Genomic DNA, 19098 nt, shown 5'->3' with positions numbered 1-19098 from the left:
TGTTTATGCTGCTTGTTCTTCTAAAATATAGACATCGTCATTTTCGGCATTAATGATTTGCATGACTGGATTTAAAACTTGATCATCCGTGATACATTCGTTGCCGAAGCCACTCCAGCTTTTTCGTGGAACGCCGCGACAAAATAATTCAATTTTGTTTGACAATTCAGGGTACATTCTCTCAATCATCTCGTAGCAATAATCAGGCTTACGACTGTGTTCACGGCGACGGAATGCAAATACTGATTCTGGTCGAGAGGTTGGAGGCACTTCAGGCAATTTACCGCGAGTCGCAATTAATAAGATTTCATGCTGCACTCGTACATAAACACCTTGCCCGGCGGACATTTTGTCCCAGATGGATTGAGTCTTATAGGTAAATCCCCATGCATCAATCACTGCCAATGCTTCACGAATTAGGGATGCAGAGCACCACAAGAACAAAACGGCATCTTCGGCTGCAATGTCATTGACAGGCATTGCGCAAATATCTTCCAAAGTCATCGTTGGATATCCAACCGCAACCTCACCCATGTAGTCCCATGGTGGATCGGCCAGAATGACGTTATATGGCCCTGAACGAGGATCAAGTGGTTTGTTGTTAGCACGTTTTGCTTCGATTTCTTCCAAAATCTGAGCTCGACGAGCTTCAGTTTTTGCTTTGCGAAGTGCTTTTGCTTTTTCTAGAATTTCCTTCTCAGAGAGTTCAAGCACTTTGTTTTGAGCGTGTTCAGGCAAGGTCGCAATAACCGCAGCATTACTGACATTTAATTGACCATCATCAACAGCTTTAATTAATTCAGTTGAGCCAAGATTCAAAACCGACTTCGCCCGTTGCAATGAGTCGACAGATACTTTTAAATCGGAAGCCGCCTGTTTTTGAGATACGGTACCTGGTGTGTATTGATTGCCGCCAATGTAGGAATTTGCCATACGAGCCGCAATCATTGCTCGTTGCCCTTCTTCCAGATGGCGACGGTGAAAGTTAAGGCTATTGAGAATTCGCTCAATTGGATCATTCGTTTCAGGTAGCTCAGATAAAATTGGTGTGATACCCAATTCTCGGCATGCACGGTAACGAGCACGACCATCCAACAAGTAGCCGTTTTGTACGATAATTGCCACTTGCTGACCGTTGATGCGAATATCTTCCTTTAACTTCAAAAAAGCATCCGTGGTCATTTCTGGGAATAAATATGCTGCCTTATGAATTTTCATGGCAGGTTCAATTACTGCAGTGTTGATTGTGTTCATAAATTCTCCGTAAGTTAGGTTTAATTTCTATCTCGTCAGCGCTGATTCGATGGTGTGATTAAAACATTTGCGGAAATTTTTAATAATTGGCTGGATTTTTGCGATTTCCAGCCACCCCTTTGAGATTTTCACTATGTGAGACAACCGAATGACAAGTAAAAAAGGTGATAAAAGAAGCACCAAGAATAGTCAATTGAGCGTTTTTAATTCAATGCGAGCTGCTGCATGGGTGAGTGATCTCAAACGTAGAACGGGTGTGAGCAGTGATATAGGGCTATTAAAAGCTATTCCTACCATTGAGGGTATGGTGGTTCGTTTTGGACGGTATTTGTCGGGAGTTCACGTACCATCTGAAATGATCAGAAATGCTGTTCATGCCTACCCACCTGTAAGGATGTCGCGTTTTGTTTTTGAATTCGGTCCCGAAGATCAAGGTGGCTGTGTATCTCTTTGGATGCTATTCCAGGATTGTTATGATGAATTCTGGACGGTTATTGAAGATGTCATTCCCCGTTTGCAGACAGCTAGGGAGGAAGGGCATCATGAGCGGATAGATCGCATTGCTACGATTTTCTGTGCAACGGACACATGGGCGGATATTCGGTTAAAGCGTGCCTATTTGTTTGAACAAAATAATCCTGTTCAAGCTTACATGGATGAATTTCAGGTGACTCCTGAACTAAGATTTTTGGCAGCAGCTATCGCTATCTGGCGATTGAGTATGCTGGTGCGAGAGGGGGAAGAAGCGACCGAATATTTATTACAGTGCTTATTGACTGGACCGTATGTCCAAGTTTTAGAGACCCATGGAATTTATGAGCATATTTGCTTTTTGATTCGCGCTATTGCTGTGAGACATTACTTGATGCAGGGGCAGGCGAATCTAGCAGCGAAAATATTTTCTGAAATATACAAGCCAACAAAAAAACGAACTGCAAATAGAAAAGGTGAAAAAAACACCGATCTACCAGACTCTACAGAGGCTGTTTTTTCGTTTTGGAATTCTTCGGTTCTAAAGTAGCTTTAAATTTTTCTTTGAGTTCGTATTTTGCGATGAAATTTTTGAATATGCTTTGTCCTTGACCGTATTTTTCTTCAACGGAACTTGCAATTTGCCGTGCAGTCATTTGATGGTTATTTTTTTTGTCGGCGCTGAGACCTAAATTAAGAACACAATTAAGCAAACGGTCAAAGCTGGGTGTACATTGTTCATATGGTCGAATTTGGTATAAGTCGCCCTTGGTATCGGCTAACAGATGGGAACAATTGCCGTGAAACAGTTCTTGTCGTTGATCGTCGTAAATATGGCAAAGTTGATTTAAATTGATTCCATATTCTTCAGTTTGTTCAAATGCATAAATCAACGCATTCTCTTTGAGCGAACAGAAGTCATTTTCTACTACCTGTTGCCAAAACCATTGAGTGATGTTGAAGCCCTTGCGAATCAGTTCAGGCTCGAGTTCGCTAGCGATTGTCTTGGCTAATTCTTCGTTATGCAAAAGCGCTGACCTGAAAAATTGCAGCAACACTTCAGGCATGGCGATGTCTTTCCACTTATCATAAATCGCTCTTGCTTCGACAGCAGACTCAACAACCGCAACGCTGAACTCGACGTTTCCCCGTATTCAGTAGCAACCGGCTTTAGAGTCAGGGGTTAATGTAGCCGCTTTCGTGGCCAGTTGCCTAGCGTAGGCTGATGGCGTCAGCCCACCCAAGGATTTCTTCGGTCGTTCCTCGTTGTATTCCCTCCGCCAGCGTTCAATTACAGTGCGGGCATGGGCCAAGCTGACGAACCAGTGTTCGTTGAGACATTCATCTCGTAATCTTCCATTAAATGACTCGATGTACGCGTTTTGATTCGGTTTGCCCGGCTCGATCTGTCGAAGTTGCACTCCTCGACGGTGTGCCCAGGTCAACATGGCACGACTGCAGAATTCTTTGCCATTGTCAGTTCGAATGATCTTGGGAAGACCTCGCTTGAAACCTAATCGATCTAACATCCGCGTCAAAGGATATCCTCCAATAGCGCGTTCTGCCACGACAGCAACCGACTCATGCGTAGCATCATCCACGATGGTCAAACACTTGACCGCACGGCCTTCGGCAGTCCGATCGAACACAAAGTCCATTGACCAGACTTGATTGGCAGCATCCGGCCGAATCAATGGTTGCCGATCAGATACCGACACCTTCTTGCGTTTGCGACGTTTTACCTGGAGGCCGCATTGCGAATAGAGTCGCTCAACACGCTTATGATTGATTTGCAAGCCCGCCTGACGAAGCTTCAAATAGATCATCCCGGAGCCGTAACGGCGATGGCGGTGTGCGAGTTCGATGATGCGATCTCTCAGAGCACCATTTTTATCCGCACGAGGCTCATAACGCAACGCGCTGGCACTCATGTCTGCAATGCGCAGCGCATGGCGTTCGCTTAGCCCTCGTTGAACCATATGCCGCACCAGATCACGTCGTGCTGGTGCGGTCACCACTTTTTTTGTAGTGCCTCTTTCGTGATTTCATTTTCCAGCAAGGAATTCGCCAGCATGCGCTTGAGTCTCGCGTTCTCGGCTTCCAATTCCTTGAGTCGCTTGGCGTCGGATATGCTCATGCCGCCAAACTTGCTACGCCAAAGATAGAAACTCGCCTCTGAGAATCCATGCAGTCGGCATAGCTCTTTGAGTGGTAATCCAGCTTCCGCTTCGCGCAAGAAACCGATGATCTGTTCTTCTGAAAAACGCTTCTTCATGTCTAATCTCCTTAACAGATAGGATTAGACTCTAATTCCTTATGCTACTCAAATGTGGGGAGACGTCGAACTCACCATGTGCAATGAGTGATTCATTGATAGATGAAATCGTTTCTTTTGTCATTTCGGAAGGGTGAAATGACAAGGTGGGGATCTCGACTAATGAATATTGTGAAGGCTCACATTCCGATCTTACTGACCTGAAAAAACCAACCAATTGATCATCGACCTTCATCACAGGAATTTGCATTTGCCATGTTTCAGCAAGGTTGCCAAGGTCAACATCAGATTGGTTCTTAGCATTCACAGGTGCAGAAAACATGGGCACGATATGAGCAATAATCCAATCGTAAACAGACCCCAAACGATATTTTATTGAAGTAGAAGGCAAGCCTTGAATGCGCCATTGTTCAATCGTTGCAATTGGTTCTCCCAACCATTCTCCTAATGCAGTTTCATTTGTCAGACGTGCTGATAGAGAAGGCGAATAATTTGGAGAAGATTTTCGTATGATCACTGGTGATAACATCTCGAAAATTGCACCGAGATGAGCCATGCCAATCTGTGTGTCAGGTGATAATTGTTTGAGCTTAAGTAAAAATTCTAGTGGTGTCATATATTGTTTTATCGTGCCTACCGCTTTGGCGGTAGGCTATAAATTCATCGGGATTTTTGGTTTGCCTAGCGATGGATAAATTTATTCACGGAACCATATTTTTTGCCAACCATTCGTTCCACCAACCTTTTCGATATTTCAATGTATCAAAACGAATGAATGGAAAATCCAACGCCGAGAATGCATCCCTTGCCTGTACATCGGCAGATGCTTTACTGCGATAGTGTTTTGCTTTAATGCCGACAGGCGCATGTCCTGTCCATTGGTCAGCACGAACAGCATCTAGATCACTTGTGCCTAATGCGTCGGATACCGTGTCGCGGAAACTGTGCAAAACTTTTGTGCGCGGAACATGTACGCCAATTTTTTCGAGATAATTATTCACGTCCCTAGATAAATTGCGTTCTCGTTTTTCTCTGGAATCCATAGGTAGGTTCGGGAAAAGCCGTGTCGCACCAAGTGACCTTAGATCTGCCAGATAGTCATCAAAACCAATTTCCCATATTGTTGGATGTAATGGGATCGTTCTTTTTGATTGTGCATTTTTGAGTCGCTTGGTTTCTATCCTGTGCTCAATCGTGTCGGGTTTCTTTCTGGGGCGATGTTTAATCGAAATACAGCGAATGCCGTTTTCAATGATGATGTCATCCAGATCAAGGCAGGCAATTTCGTTGGCGCGAGCACCCGTAAATAAAAGCAGCAATGGTCCCCAAAATTGATGGGGTCGTTTCGCTTTCATAAACGTGGTGCTATCAAAGATTTTAATGAGTTCTTCTTGCTGGAAGGCTTCTGCGCCACCATCAATTTCGCCATCAGAATGGCGGACAGAATCTTCAAACGGATTCGGTTCAAAACAACGTCCCGCTTTGATTGCCCATGAAAAAAATCCAGATACATTGGTCAAATGATCGTTGCAAGTTCTAGCGGAAATCGTTTCTGGTGAAGTAGGATTGCCGCTGTCATCAAGCACAGTTGGTGGATTGAGCAGTATTTCAGACGCTGTACCAATTTTGATATTTCGTTTTTTTGCATGTAGAGGAATGTGTGAAAGTGCTTCATTAAAATCCGTACATTCCCGACGACTGATCTCATGCACCATACGATGATTGCCACCCATCATCATGCCGAATAATTCTAGGCTTTCGGTATAGGATTTTTTAGTCGCAGCGGCAATGCCTTTTTTGGAAAGTAGATATGAATCAAAGGCATCTTTCAACGTACTTGGTTTGGTTGGAAGTGCAGGAGCGAATTGAGTAATTTCGGCTTTTAATTTTTGCGCTTCTATTTTTAGTGCCTCCGTTGGTGGCGTTGGCGAAGCTGGTTGCTCGCCACGACTGGCATGCAAGAACAGAGCGAAGTTTTTCAGTTCTTCTTGGGCGATCTGTGGATTATCGTTTGTTTGAATACGAGCAGCAGAAATACTGCCATCCTTTCCAATAGTGAGTCCTTCCACAATCAGTTTTTTAATACTATCGGGATCAAGGCTGTCTGGATCAATGGTCATAAGTCGTGCCAATCTGGTAATCAATGGTAGCATTGTGCCAGAAAGTTGGTAGCCCGTAAGCCTTGCTGTTTTGGGGCAACGGGTAGACAGGGAGCGATTGAGTTCAGGCTGACCAAGAATGGTAGCGAGAATTTGCGGAAAAACGATTCGGAAATAAAAAACGCCGTGTCGAGAACGGCGTAGATGGGATGCTAGTTTCATCGGTATCACCTCAATGTGAGGTGGAACACCTGTTTGGAACACCTGATATTTTGAAGGTCAGAAACCTCAATCAGATCAACAACTTAAAATCTTGGTGGCCCGGGGCGGAATCGAACCACCGACACAAGGATTTTCAATCCTCTGCTCTACCGACTGAGCTACCAGGCCAAGACCACGCATTATAGAGACTGACGTTGTGTTTGGCAAGTCTCGTGGACAGAAAAATTTCTGGCAGGGGTGGTGGGGTATTGATTTGGCGCATCGGAGGGGCGTTCGCTGGTGCCGTATAATGGGGGTCTTGTTTCCGGGCAGGATGAATTGCTATGACAGATAAAAGGGTTGATTGCGATATTTGCATCGTTGGCAATGGCGCAATTGGTAAGGCGGCTGCTTTGGGCTTGGCGCAGGCGGGTTTGCGGGTGGTTGTGCTGGGGCGTGATCGGGTATCGCCAGCCGTGGATGCAGACTGGGATGTGCGGGTTTTTGCATTGAATCATGTGGCGCAGGACTTACTGGCTGCGCTGAAGGTCTGGGACGGCATGGATTTGCAACGTGTTGCTGCCGTTCATGGCATGGAAGTGTACGGTTGTCAGCCGGATGGTGCAGTTCAGGATGCCGGTAAGCTGGTGTTTGATGCCTATGGTGCGCGCAGTGATGAGCTGGCCTGGATTGTGGAGGATAAGAATCTTAACCGGGCACTCGATATGGCAATGCGATTCACGCAGAATTTGCATCTGCTGCAGGGTGCTGCAAAAAAACTGGCAGCGGGGGCAGATGCTGCTGAACTGACGCTGGACGATGGCCGGATGATCCGGGCCCAGCTGATTGTCGGCGCTGATGGCGCACAATCCTGGGTCAGGGGGCAGTGTGATATTGGTCTGGATTACCGTTCTTATGGACAGAAGGGCGTGGTCACGAATTTTGAAAGTGAAAAGCCGCATCACGGCGTTGCACATCAGTGGTTTATTGAAGATCAGGGCATTATTGCCCTGCTGCCGTTGCCCGGCAATCGCGTCTCACTGGTCTGGTCGGCACCGGATGCGCTGGCTGACACGCTGATGCAAGAGCCATTGCCGGTGCTGGTTGAGCGGCTGGAAGCATATTGCCTGCCTGCGCTGGGACATCTGACGCCGGTATTTCCGGAAAATATTAAAGCATTTCCGCTGACTCTGATGCGCCCGCATCAGATGATTGCTGAGCGGGTTGCATTAATCGGCGATGCTGCGCATGTGGTGCATCCGCTGGCAGGACATGGAATGAATCTCGGATTTGGTGATGTTGCGTGCCTGTTGCAGATATTAAAAGAACGCGAGTCCTACCGGGATTGCGGCGAAGCGCGTTTGCTGGAACGTTACCGCAGGGCGCGCAAAGAACAGGTGCTATTAATGCAGGCCGCGACCGATGGATTGTCGCGGCTGTTTGGTTCTGACCTGACGCCGGTGCGGCTGGTACGCAATCTGGGGTTGAACTTACTCAACAGATTGCCCGTCTTAAAGAATCAATTAATTGCTCATGCTATGGGAAAATGAAGGATATTGAATGAAACTGAAGCACTATATTGTTGCCATGAGCGCTGCTGTGATGCTGGTTGGTACCGGATTGACCATTGCACAGACACCGCAGGAAACCGCCGTTAAAAAACTGGTTGAACCGCGCCTGGCAGACGGGATTAAAGTCGATTCGGTTACTAAAACGCCGTATGCGGGATTGTATGAAGTCAGGGTCGGCTCAGAGGTTTTGTATACGGATGAAAAAGCCCAGTATCTGTTCATCGGCAATGTGATTGATGCAAAAAATGGCGTCAATTACACCAAAGCCAGAACCGATGATCTGAGCCGGGTGAAATTTTCTGATTTGCCGCTGGAATCGGCGTTGAAGATGGTCAAAGGGGATGGCAAACGCGTGATTGCCGTGTTTGAGGATCCGAACTGCGGTTATTGCAAGCGCCTGCGCAAGACGTTGGCTGGTATGGACAATATTACAGTTTATACCTTTATGTACAATATTCTGTCGGAAGATTCCGCCGTCAAATCAAAAAATATCTGGTGTTCTGCCGATCGCAATAAAGCATGGGAAGACTGGATGCTGAACGGTAAAGCCGCAGCACCGGCACAGTCTAACTGCGTCACGCCGAACGACAAGATTCTCGCGCTGGGACAAAAGCTGCGGGTAAATGGCACGCCGGCTATTTTCTTTGCAGATGGCTCACGCGTACCCGGTGCACTGGATGCTAAAGGGCTGGAGGAAAAATTTGCCAGCCTGCACAACGTCAAAGTCAACTGATTCAGATGCCCTTTTCCGTGCCCTGCACAGGGATTTTGCTGGCCGCAGGGCGAGGGCGTCGCTATGACCAGTCCGGTGCCAGCGACAAGCTGATGCAGTTATTGCCGGATGGTCGGACGGTCGTGCTGACCAGCGCGCTGCATTTGCGGTCTGTCTTGCCCGAAGTGGTTGTGGTTGTGCGTTCCGGTAATTCAGATCTGCTGCGTGAAATGGCGCAGCATGGGTTTCGCACGCTGGTTTGCGAAGAGGCAGACAGCGGCATGGCGGCATCGCTGACTTGCGCGCTGCGTGACACAATACACAGCACCGGATGGATCATTGCTTTGGCAGATATGCCATTTGTCCGGCCTGCGACGATTGCCGCCCTGCGTGATCGCTTGCTAAACGGTGCCGATATTGCGGCGCCGGTGTTTCAGAGGCGACGGGGAAATCCGGTCGGATTCTCCAGAACACACTTGCCTGAATTGCTGCAATTGAGCGGTGATCAGGGCGCACGCCATGTGCTGTCACATGCCATGGTCACTGCTGTCGATGTCGATGATGCTGGTATTCTGCATGATGTCGATGTGCCGGCAGACCTGATATTTCCTTCTGTTAAGGGCTGAACCAGTACGGCGGAAAACACCATTCCGGAGAGTGATTTAGCCGCAGATATATCTAAGTCTCCGATTTCCTCTTAAAATAGCGTTCTTTTGTCGTGACAGCCGCAGCAAACCGGGTGACATAAAAATCGGTAGCGGCACACATAGTAGCGGAATGGTATGCATAAACTGAATCAAAAACTGGTCATCCGCCTCGGTTTCCTCGGGTTGGTTCCTTTCGTTTTACTGACACTGGCATGCTGGCTGGTGCATCCGGACTGGCTCGGATATTTCATCAAGGCGCAGCTGGCTTACGGCATTGTGATTCTGTCTTTTCTGGGCGGTGTCCACTGGGGCGTCACTATCATGGCGGACGGCAAGGATGACGAGGAAACTAAAAAAGCCCTGATCTGGGGCGTGATTCCTACGCTGATTGCCTGGTGCTCATTAGGAAACATGCTGTTTGGTTTTCTGGTACAGGTTGCCGGCTTTATCGCTGCCTACAAAATAGATAAAAAACTGTATCAGAGTTACGCTGTCCCCGATTGGTTCATTGACTTGCGCCTGCAATTGACCCGCGTTGTCGTGACGGCGCAGATATTCACTTTCATCGCGGCCAACGTCCGTAGCTGATATCTCTGATCACGGCAAAAAATCACAATCAACTACAACACAAAGAAAGATCGTTGAGCATGACAACAGCGACGAAGCCTGAGAGAGACCGGCAAACCAGCAGTGCACGGAGCAGCGTATTATCTCCGGCGACCGTAAGCAGCTCACCGCATTACAGCATTATTCCCAAAGATCTGGCAGGACATATTTTTGAGGTCACTCTGACGATTGCTGCGCCTTCCGAAAGCGGGCAGCTTGTCAGTCTGCCGGCCTGGATCCCGGGTAGTTATATGGTGCGGGATTTTGCCCGGCATATCCAGCAGATCAGTGCCAGTTGCGACGGCAAAAAGATTGGGTTGAAAAAACTGGATAAACACACCTGGCAGGCTGCGCCGTGCAAAGCTGCGCTGACGATCAGTTATGAAGTGTATGCATGGGATTTGTCCGTGCGGGCGGCGCATCTGGACCAGACGCACGGATTCTTTAACGGCACCAGTGTTTTTCTGTCCGTGCATGGGCAGGAACATCTGCCGCATGTTGTCGATCTCCAGCGTCCGGCCGACCCGGCCTGCAAGACATGGCGGGTGGCAACTGCGCTGACCGAACTGAAAGCGAAACGCTACGGTTTTGGCACTTATACTGCCCGTAATTATGACGAGCTGATTGATCATCCGGTAGAAATGGGCGATTTCGTATTGGCTACCTTTGAAGCCTGCGGTGTTCCACATGATTTCGTGGTCACCGGTAAAGTGCCGAACATCGACATGGATCGCATGGTGGCCGATGTACGGAAAATCTGTGAAAGTCAGATTGCCCTGTTTGAGCCCCGCTCCAAAAAAGCGCCGATGGATCGCTATGTATTCATGACCATGGCGGTCGGTGAAGGATACGGCGGATTGGAGCACCGTGCATCCACCGCGCTGATTTGCAGTCGCAATGATATTTCCCTGAAACACCAGCCCGGTATGAGCGAGGGATATAAAGGGTTTCTTGGCTTGTGCAGCCATGAATATTTCCATACCTGGAATGTGAAGCGGATTAAGCCAGCGATATTTGCCGATTACGATCTGAGTCGCGAAAATTACACCAGTCTGCTTTGGTTGTTTGAAGGCTTTACCAGTTATTACGATGATCTGATGCTGGTGCGGGCCGGCGTCATTGACGAAGCGGCTTACCTGAAAATGCTTGCGAAAACCATCAATCTGGTTACCCGCGGCAGCGGCCGCAAAAAGCAGAGCGTGGCGGAATCCAGCTTCGATGCCTGGACCAAATACTATCGTCAGGATGAAAATTCTCCCAACGCCATCGTCAGCTATTACACCAAAGGTTCTCTGGTGGCCTTGGGACTGGATCTGACCATACGCGCAGCAACAGCCGGAAAGAAATCGCTGGATGATGTGATGCGCGCTTTATGGCAGCAGTTCGGCAGGGATTTTTATGCCAAAGCCCTGACTGCGAAACAGCAAGGTCTGGCAGAAAGTGAAATCGAATCCGTCATCATGAAGGCGACCGGTGTGGATGCCCGCCGTTTCCTGGATAAATATGTCCGTGGTACAGAAGACGTGCCACTGGCGAAGTTATATGCGGATTTTGGCGTGGCTGTTGATGCTGGCGATAACAGTAAAAAAGCCAGTCTGGGCATCAAAGTAGTGCCCGATGGGCGGGACTGCAAAATCGGAAACGTGTTTGAGGGCCGCGCGGCACATCTGGCAGGTTTGTCAGCGCTCGACGTGCTCATTGCCATCAACGGCTTGCGTGTCACGGCTGCCGATGTCGCAGACGGATTGAGCGCTGCAATAGGCCGCTACCGTGTTGGAGAAACTGTGGAAATTCATGCTTTCCGCCGCGATGAGCTGATGACAGTACATGCAACATTACAGGCGGAAGACATGCCTGCGGTATCACTGAACATTTCTTCACCCGGTAAAAAAACAGGCTTGAGCCGCCCCAGTTTTCAGAAAAAAAGCAGACGGTAAGTTCCGTTTCGGCTACCGGACTGCATCATTAAAAAAACCGTCGCCCTATATGACTGGGCGGCGGTTTTTTAACGTGGAGGACAGACAGGGAGCTTTATGCAGCTTGTCAGACAGATCAGATACCAAAGACTTTCGCCAGCTCTGCGCCGGGGTTTTCTGCCCGCATGAAAGCTTCTCCTACCAGGAATCCATGTACGTTGGCGGCACGCATCCGCGTTACGTCTGCAGCAGACATGATGCCGGATTCGGTGATCACCAGCTTGTCGGCAGCAATCCGGGGGAGTAACCCGAGCGTCGTTTCCAGCGATACTTCAAACGTCCGTAAATTCCGGTTATTAATTCCGATGAGCGGAGTCTTGAGTCTGAGTGCGGCTTCCAGCTCCTGCGCATCATGACTTTCAACCAGTACGCTCATGCCCAGTTCCTGCGCACAGGCTTCAAGTTCTGCCATCAGACCATGATCAAGTGCGGCAACGATCAGCAGGATGCAGTCGGCCCCCCACTGGCGCGCCTGATAAATCTGATAAGGATCAATGATGAAGTCTTTACGCAGTACCGGAATCATGCAGGCAGCACGTGCCTGCTGCAGATATTCCGGGGCGCCCTGAAAAAAATTCACATCGGTCAATACCGACAGGCAGGCCGCACCGTGTGCCGCGTAGCTGGCAGCAATGTCGTCTGGGTGAAAATCCGGACGCAGTATGCCTTTGGAGGGGGATGCCTTTTTGATTTCGGCAATCACAGCCGGTTGACCGGCTGCGATCCGGTGACGTAATGCCGCTTCGAAGTCGCGCATCTGTGCGCGGATTTCTTTGTTCGTTTCCACTTCATGACGCAGGCTGTGCAATGACTGATACTTGCTGGCTGCAACGATCTCGTTCTTTTTAACATCCAGAATTTGCTTAAGAATATCCGACATGTTTTATTTTCCGAGTTGTTGAGTGACCTGGACAAACTGTTCCAGTTTGGCGAGTGCTGCTCCGGAAGCAATGGTTTCCTGGGCTTTCCGGACACCATCTGCAATGGATCCGGTAATGCCGGCGCCATACAAAGCTGTTCCTGCATTCAGCGCGACGATATCGCGTGCCGGGCCATCGACGTTATTCATGACTTCCATGATTTTTTCGCGGGACTCTGCAGCACCCTCAACTTTCAGATTGCGGTTGGATACCATTTGCAAGCCAAAGTCTTCCGGATGGATATCGTATTCGCGGATCTCACCGTTGATCAGTTCCCCGACCATGGTTGGGGCGCCGAGTGATACTTCATCCATATTGTCGCGGCCCCACACCACCAGTGCATGCTGTGCCCCCAGTCTTTGCAGCACACGGACCTGAATGCCGACCAGGTCAGGATGGAACACACCCATCAGGATATTGGGCGCACCTGCGGGATTAGTGAGTGGCCCCAGAATATTGAAGATCGTGCGGACTCCCAGTTCTTTACGCACAGGCGCAGCATGCTTCATCGCACCGTGATGATTGGGGGCGAACATGAATCCGATACCGGTCTGCGCCACGGACTGGGCGATCTGCTCGGGAGTCAGATGAATGTTGGCACCTAAAGATTCCAGAGCATCTGCACTGCCGGAAGAGGAGGAAACACTACGTCCACCATGTTTGGCAACGCGGGCTCCGGCAGCGGCGGTAACGAACATGGACGCGGTGGAGATATTGAACGTATTCGCACCGTCACCGCCTGTGCCGACGATATCGATCATGTTCTGTGTATTAGCAAGCGGCACTTTGGTGGAAAACTCACGCATTACCTGTGCGGCAGCCGTAATTTCGCCGATACTTTCTTTTTTGACGCGCAATCCCATTGTCAGTGCGGTGATCATGACAGGACTTAATTCACCCCCCATCAGCTTGCGAAATAAGAACAGCATTTCATCGTGAAAAATTTCACGGTGTTCAATCAGGCGGGTTAATGCTTCTTGTTGAGTGATCGTCATGATGGTGTTCCAGTCAAAAAGTTTTTCAGCAGTGCATGGCCGTGCTCAGACAGAATGGATTCAGGATGAAACTGAACACCCTGCAGGTCGAATTCTTTATGCCGGACGCCCATGATTTCACCGTCATCCGTCCAGGCCGTGACTTCCAGACAAGCGGGCAGGCTGGCACGTTCAATTGCGAGCGAATGGTAGCGGATCACGGTATAGGGACTGGGCAGGTTGTTGAACACGCCGACACCGGTGTGGGCGATCGTGGACGTTTTTCCGTGCATCACCTGCTTTGCTCGCACAATGTTGCCATCAAAGGCCGCACCAATACTCTGATGACCCAGGCAGACTCCCAGGATCGGAATTTTTCCGGCGAAATGCTTGATGAGCGGCACAGAAATTCCGGCTTCATGCGGTGTGCACGGACCAGGGGAAATGCAGATATGATCGGGTTTCAGGGCGCTGATTTGCTCCAGCGTAATTTCGTCGTTGCGGAAAGTACGGACATCTTGACCCAGTTCGGCAAAATACTGCACGAGGTTGTAGGTGAAGGAATCGTAGTTGTCGATCATCAGTAGCATTTAAATTTCTCCATCCAGACCATCTTGAACCTGTTCTGCTGCACGTAATACGGCGCGGGCCTTGTTCTCTGTTTCCTGCCATTCCATTTCCGGCACCGAATCCGCCACCACGCCGGCAGCCGCCTGCACATACAGCATGCCATCTTTCAGCACGCCGGTGCGGATGGCGATGGCGAGATCCATTTCGCCGCCGAATGATAAATAGCCGCAGGCACCGCCGTAGATACCGCGCTTGACTGGTTCCAGTTCGTCAATCAGTTCCATCGCCCGGACTTTCGGTGCACCGGATAAGGTGCCTGCGGGGAAGGTTGCCTTCAGCACATCCAGATTGGAAAGATTAGGTTGTAAGATACCTTCGACATTCGATACGATGTGCTGCACATGCGAGTATTTTTCGATCACCATCTGGTCAGTGACTTTTACGGTGCCTGTTTGCGCGATACGTCCGATATCGTTGCGTGCCAGGTCAATCAGCATCACGTGCTCGGCGATTTCCTTCGGGTCCGCCAATAATTCTTTGGCCAGCTCTGCATCGCGTTCCGGTGTCGAGCCGCGCGGACGGGTGCCGGCCAGTGGCCTGATCGTGACTTTTTTATTGCCGTCATTCAGCGCTTCATTTCGTACCAGGATTTCCGGTGATGCACCGATAATCTGCATGTCTCCGAAATTGTAAAAATACATGTAGGGCGAAGGATTCAGGGAACGCAGCGCACGATACAGCGACAAGGGGGAGTCGACGTAAGGCTTCCGGATGCGTTGTCCGACCTGCACCTGCATCAGATCACCCGCCATGATGTATTCCTTGGCTTTTTCCACTGCCTTTAAGTAATCCTCTTTGGAAAAATCGCGGATGGATTCAGTGCGGACGGAAGAGGATGTGACCGGTGCATCGACGTTACGGCGCAGCATCGCCCGCAGGTCTTTGAGGCGTTGACGTGCTTTACTCCATGCTTCCGGTTGCGCCGGGTCTGCATATACAATCAGGTAGAGCTTACCGGACACGTTATCAATCACAGCCAGTTCTTCGGTCAGCAAGAGCTGAATCTCGGGTAATTTCAGATCATCTTTCGGCGCTTTGCCGGCCAGTCGTTTTTCCACATAGCGTACGGCGTCATAGCCGAAATATCCTGCCAGACCACCGCAAAACCGTGGCAGACCAGGGCGCAGGGCGACGTTGAAGCGGCTTTGGTAGGCGGCGATAAATTCCAGCGGATTCTGCTGATGTGTTTCGATGACGTCGCCATTGTTGACGACTTCAACCGTCTCACCGATGCTGCGCACCAGTGTGCAGGCAGGTAAGCCGATAAAGGAATAACGCCCGAAGCGCTCGCCACCCATTACCGATTCCAGCAGGAAGGTATTTTTCCCTGCATTCTGGCTTTGAGCGAGCTTCAGATACAGCGTCAGAGGGGTTTCCAGATCGGCGAATGCTTCCGCAATCATGGGGATACGGTTGTAGCCTTGCGCGGCCAACGATTTGAATTCGAGTTCAGTCATGATTTTCTTTCAGCCGCCCGTATGTTTGCCTGCGGCAGACATAGTGGGACACTTCTGGGTGTATGGACGGATAAAACTGATGGATATAACAAACAAGAAGTTGTGCAGGGGATGCGCACAGCTACTCGCGGCATTCAGTAAATTAACAGAATTGCCAGCGTCGCCATAGCCAGGCCTCAAAGGCGCCTGGTGTCATTGTCGGACGTTTGTTATCGAAAGACATTCTTGATTGGAATGGTGAAATTAATGTTGAATTTCTGCATTCAGCAGTTTTGCTGCCTCTAACAGAGAGCCGACTATACCATCACTTTCAATATTTTGTACAGGCTCTCCATGATTATATCCATAAGGAACACTCAAAACCGGGCAGCCGGCAGCGCGTGCTGCGACGGCATCATTGCTGGAGTCTCCGATCGCCAGCACATGTTGAGGGGGTAAAGAAAATTCCTGGCAAACGTGCAATAAGGGCAGTGGATCAGGTTTCTTTTTCGGGAATGAGTCACCACCGTAAATCAGCTCAAAATAAGAAGATAAACCTGTTTTCTGCATCAGTGGCACGGCAAAAGCGAGCGGTTTGTTAGTAACGCAGGCCAGCCGCAAACCCATTTTCCGGAACGCCTGCAATCCCTCCTTGACTTCAGGATAAAGGCTGCAATGCTTGCCATTGATGGTCAGATAGTGGCGCTGATAGGCATCCATCGCGGCATTAAACAGCTGCCCGGCTTCGTGCGTGGCGAGATCAATTGCCAACACCTGGCGGATCAGGTGTTCGGAGCCTTTGCCGACCATGCGTTTGATTTGCTCCAGAGTCAGCGGTTTCAGCTTGAATTCGGCCCGCATGTGGTTGATGGCGACCAGAAAATCCGGTGCAGTATCGAGCATGGTGCCGTCAAGATCAATGATGACGGCTTGAATAGAGGAGAACATAAGTAACAGGCTGGTGCGTATTGTGATGCGATAAGCAGTCAGGTCAGCTTATCGCATTGCCGGGATAACAGTATTGAGGTGCGGGATATATCAGACTTTCATTAATTCGCCGCGCATGGAATCAATAATGGCTTTGTAGTCAGGCTTTCCGAAAATAGCGGAGCCGGCGACGAAGGTATCGGCACCTGCGGCGGCGATTTCTGCAATGTTGTCCACTTTTACACCACCGTCGACCTGCAACATGATATTGCGGTCAGAGTCATCAATCATCTTTCTGACTGCGGCGATTTTTTTCAGGGTATGCGGAATGAAGGATTGTCCGCCAAAACCCGGATTGACGGACATCAGTAAAATCAGATCCAGCTTATCCATGACATGCTCCAGCACTTGCAGTGGTGTGGCTGGATTGAGTACCAGCCCGGCCAGGCAGCCATGATCACGGATCAGTTGCAGGCTGCGGTCAATGTGCTCAGAGCCTTCCGGATGGAAACTGATGATATTCGCTCCCGCTTTCGCAAAGTCAGGAATAATGCGGTCGACCGGCTTGACCATCAGGTGTACGTCTATCGGCACCTGCACATGAGGACGTATTGCTTCGCAGACGAGTGGGCCAATCGTGAGATTGGGAACGTAATGATTGTCCATGACATCAAAGTGGATCATGTCGGCTCCGGCGGCGACAACATTACGTACTTCTTCCCCCAGACGGGAAAAATCTGCAGACAAGATGCTGGGGGCGATACGATAGGTGGTCATGAGAAAATATCCTGCAAATAATCAATACGCTATTTTACCTTGCCCGGACGATGCCGGCAGTGGCAAGGTCTGGCACAATGCTTGTTTATATATTTTGTGGTTATTTTGAAATGGACGAAAAGGCGGATATGGCAACCTATCAGATGAGCGTCTCAGTGGTGACGCAATATTTACCGGAGCAATCCGAACCGGATCGTGGCAGCTTTGTTTTTGCTTATACCATTACGATCAAAAATACCGGCACTGTCGCAGCGCAGCTTATCTCGCGCCACTGGATCATCAATGACGCCAATAATCAGATGGAAGAAGTCCGTGGATTGGGCGTCGTTGGGCATCAGCCGTTTTTGCCGCCCGGGCAGAGTTTCGAATACACCAGTGGCAGCATCCTGAAGACGCCTCAAGGCACAATGAAGGGTTCTTATTTCTGCGTTGCCGAGGACGGACACCGATTTGAGGTGGATATTCCGGAATTTGTATTGTCTTTGCCGAGAACTCTGCACTAGCGATGCCGGCTGCTGTCGGTATCCTGACGATCTGCGTCGTGGGGCAGCGGTGTTTTTGTGTTTTCGGTGTGACCAGAAAACATCGTCCACCAGACGATAAAAATTAAGATACCAAGAGCGATTCCCGCCTCTAGTGCTAATAGCCACATGTCAGTTACCTTCACTGATAAAGTTGATCTGATTGATCATAAGCAGCCCGGGGTGACATGATGTATGCAATGATCACCGCAGCATTTTTCTGAAGTCTACACACAATTGATAGGAGTACATATGGAATTCGAATGCATCATTCTTGAAATTAAGGAAAAGGTCGGCCTGATCACTTTGCATCGTCCCAAGGCGCTCAATGCCTTGAATGATCAGTTGATGAATGAATTGGGTAGCGCACTCAAGAGTCTCGATAGCAATGAGGCAATCCAGTGCATCGTCATTACCGGTAGTGAAAAAGCCTTCGCCGCTGGCGCTGATATCGCAGCGATGGCGAATTACAGTTTCATGGATACTTACAAAGGGGATTACATCACCCGTAATTGGGAAACTATTCGCCAGATCCGCAAGCCGGTGATTGCGGCGGTTGCTGGTTATGCGTTGGGCGGCGGGTGTGAATTGGCGATGATGTGTGACTTTATTATTGCTGCAGAAAATGCCAAATTCGGCCAGCCTGAAATTAAGTTGGGCACATTACCTGGCGCGGGTGGCACTCAACGCCTGCCGCGAGCGATTTCCAAATCAAAAGCAATGGACATGTGCCTGACCGCACGCATGATGGATGCTGCCGAGGCTGAACGCGCAGGACTGGTCTCAAGGGTTGTTCCGCAGGAAATGTTGCTGGAAGAGGCAATGGCAGCAGCCAGTACGATCGCCAGTATGTCGTTGCCGATTGTCATGATGATTAAAGAGTCAGTGAATCGGGCTTATGAGACGACCTTGTCAGAAGGCGTACATTTTGAACGACGTTTATTTCAGGCGAGTTTTGGAACGGAAGACCAGAAAGAGGGAATGGCAGCGTTCCTGGAGAAACGATCCGCTGTTTTTAAAAATCAATAACTGAGTAAATAATTTAGACGAGGAGCTTGTCAGCGGCGGAAAAGTCGTTCATAATCTCGTTTCTCTGCTGCT

19 protein-coding genes and 1 tRNA gene are annotated in these 19098 nt (G+C 49.5%); 8 read left to right on the top strand and 12 right to left on the bottom strand.

The window, feature by feature from the left end:
• Positions 1-3: 3 nt before the first annotated feature.
• On the bottom strand, positions 4-1254 hold the full coding sequence (locus HV832_RS00100; RefSeq protein WP_176801526.1) for an MT-A70 family methyltransferase: 1251 nt from the start codon (positions 1252-1254) through the stop codon (positions 4-6).
• Positions 1255-1402: 148 nt separating this feature from the next.
• Here HV832_RS00100 and HV832_RS00095 point away from each other — a divergent pair, with 148 nt between their 5' ends.
• Positions 1403-2275 carry a hypothetical protein gene (locus tag HV832_RS00095; RefSeq protein WP_176801525.1) on the top strand — a complete coding sequence of 291 codons (873 nt, stop codon included), beginning with the start codon at positions 1403-1405 and terminating at the stop codon, positions 2273-2275.
• On the opposite strand, the gene HV832_RS00090 is transcribed toward HV832_RS00095, so the two are convergent.
• The 5 genes from HV832_RS00090 to HV832_RS00070 all read right to left on the bottom strand — a co-directional run bounded on the left by HV832_RS00090 (position 2229) and on the right by HV832_RS00070 (position 6489).
• Complete coding sequence (locus HV832_RS00090; protein ID WP_176801524.1) at positions 2229-2792, bottom strand: hypothetical protein; 564 nt, start codon at positions 2790-2792, stop codon at positions 2229-2231. The genes HV832_RS00095 and HV832_RS00090 overlap by 47 nt on opposite strands.
• Before the next feature lie 87 nt (positions 2793-2879).
• A protein-coding gene (locus HV832_RS00085) for an IS3 family transposase (RefSeq protein ID WP_399311108.1) occupies positions 2880-4000 on the bottom strand; the annotation gives its coding sequence in 2 pieces (ribosomal slippage) (positions 2880-3742 and positions 3742-4000; 1122 coding nt in all).
• 31 nt (positions 4001-4031) lie between these two features.
• A complete protein-coding gene (locus tag HV832_RS00080; RefSeq protein WP_176801522.1) occupies positions 4032-4616 on the bottom strand; it encodes a hypothetical protein in 585 nt (194 codons plus the stop codon).
• Positions 4617-4701: 85 nt separating this feature from the next.
• On the bottom strand, positions 4702-6321 hold the full coding sequence (locus HV832_RS00075; RefSeq protein WP_176801521.1) for a site-specific integrase: 1620 nt from the start codon (positions 6319-6321) through the stop codon (positions 4702-4704).
• A gap of 92 nt (positions 6322-6413) precedes the next feature.
• Positions 6414-6489, bottom strand: a tRNA-Phe gene (locus tag HV832_RS00070).
• A 155-nt stretch (positions 6490-6644) separates the two neighbouring features.
• On the opposite strand from HV832_RS00070, the gene HV832_RS00065 reads away from it, so the two are divergent.
• The 5 genes from HV832_RS00065 to HV832_RS00045 all read left to right on the top strand — a co-directional run bounded on the left by HV832_RS00065 (position 6645) and on the right by HV832_RS00045 (position 11773).
• Complete coding sequence (locus HV832_RS00065; protein WP_176801520.1) at positions 6645-7850, top strand: FAD-dependent monooxygenase; 1206 nt, start codon at positions 6645-6647, stop codon at positions 7848-7850.
• Positions 7851-7860: 10 nt separating this feature from the next.
• Positions 7861-8604 (top strand): DsbC family protein, encoded by a 744-nt coding sequence (locus HV832_RS00060; protein ID WP_176801519.1) that lies wholly within the window; start codon positions 7861-7863, stop codon positions 8602-8604.
• Positions 8605-8609: 5 nt separating this feature from the next.
• Positions 8610-9209, top strand: a complete 600-nt coding sequence (locus tag HV832_RS00055) for a nucleotidyltransferase family protein (protein ID WP_176801518.1) — start codon at positions 8610-8612, stop codon at positions 9207-9209.
• A gap of 156 nt (positions 9210-9365) precedes the next feature.
• A complete protein-coding gene (locus HV832_RS00050) occupies positions 9366-9818 on the top strand; it encodes a DUF3429 domain-containing protein (RefSeq protein WP_176801517.1) in 453 nt (150 codons plus the stop codon).
• 59 nt (positions 9819-9877) lie between these two features.
• Positions 9878-11773: a M61 family metallopeptidase gene (locus tag HV832_RS00045; protein ID WP_176801516.1), complete on the top strand. Its 1896-nt coding sequence runs from the start codon at positions 9878-9880 to the stop codon at positions 11771-11773.
• A gap of 115 nt (positions 11774-11888) precedes the next feature.
• On the opposite strand, the gene trpC is transcribed toward HV832_RS00045, so the two are convergent.
• The 6 genes from trpC to rpe form a co-directional block, all read right to left on the bottom strand.
• Positions 11889-12692 carry an indole-3-glycerol phosphate synthase TrpC gene (trpC, locus tag HV832_RS00040; protein WP_176801515.1) on the bottom strand — a complete coding sequence of 268 codons (804 nt, stop codon included), beginning with the start codon at positions 12690-12692 and terminating at the stop codon, positions 11889-11891.
• 3 nt (positions 12693-12695) lie between these two features.
• Positions 12696-13727 carry an anthranilate phosphoribosyltransferase gene (trpD, locus tag HV832_RS00035; RefSeq protein ID WP_176801514.1) on the bottom strand — a complete coding sequence of 344 codons (1032 nt, stop codon included), beginning with the start codon at positions 13725-13727 and terminating at the stop codon, positions 12696-12698.
• Positions 13724-14296, bottom strand: coding sequence for an anthranilate synthase component II (locus tag HV832_RS00030; protein ID WP_176801513.1), 573 nt, complete (start codon positions 14294-14296; stop codon positions 13724-13726). Before HV832_RS00030 ends, trpD begins: the two co-directional genes overlap by 4 nt.
• Positions 14297-15793, bottom strand: a complete 1497-nt coding sequence (gene trpE / locus HV832_RS00025) for an anthranilate synthase component I (RefSeq protein ID WP_176801512.1) — start codon at positions 15791-15793, stop codon at positions 14297-14299.
• Positions 15794-16036: 243 nt separating this feature from the next.
• Positions 16037-16720, bottom strand: coding sequence for a phosphoglycolate phosphatase (locus HV832_RS00020; RefSeq protein WP_176801511.1), 684 nt, complete (start codon positions 16718-16720; stop codon positions 16037-16039).
• Between the two features lie 90 nt (positions 16721-16810).
• Positions 16811-17476 carry a ribulose-phosphate 3-epimerase gene (gene rpe / locus HV832_RS00015; protein WP_176801510.1) on the bottom strand — a complete coding sequence of 222 codons (666 nt, stop codon included), beginning with the start codon at positions 17474-17476 and terminating at the stop codon, positions 16811-16813.
• A gap of 128 nt (positions 17477-17604) precedes the next feature.
• Between rpe and apaG the strand changes: the two genes are divergently transcribed.
• Both apaG and HV832_RS00005 read left to right on the top strand, forming a co-directional pair.
• A complete protein-coding gene (apaG, locus tag HV832_RS00010) occupies positions 17605-17979 on the top strand; it encodes a Co2+/Mg2+ efflux protein ApaG (protein WP_176802048.1) in 375 nt (124 codons plus the stop codon).
• Between the two features lie 270 nt (positions 17980-18249).
• On the top strand, positions 18250-19026 hold the full coding sequence (locus HV832_RS00005; protein WP_176801509.1) for an enoyl-CoA hydratase: 777 nt from the start codon (positions 18250-18252) through the stop codon (positions 19024-19026).
• The last annotated feature ends 72 nt before the right edge of the window (positions 19027-19098 follow it).

The organism is Cognatundibacterium oligocarboniphilum (assembly GCF_013377855.1).
GTDB classification, from domain to species: domain Bacteria; phylum Pseudomonadota; class Gammaproteobacteria; order Burkholderiales; family Burkholderiaceae_D; genus Undibacterium; species Undibacterium oligocarboniphilum.
This window is presented reverse-complemented; position numbering and strand designations above follow the sequence as displayed.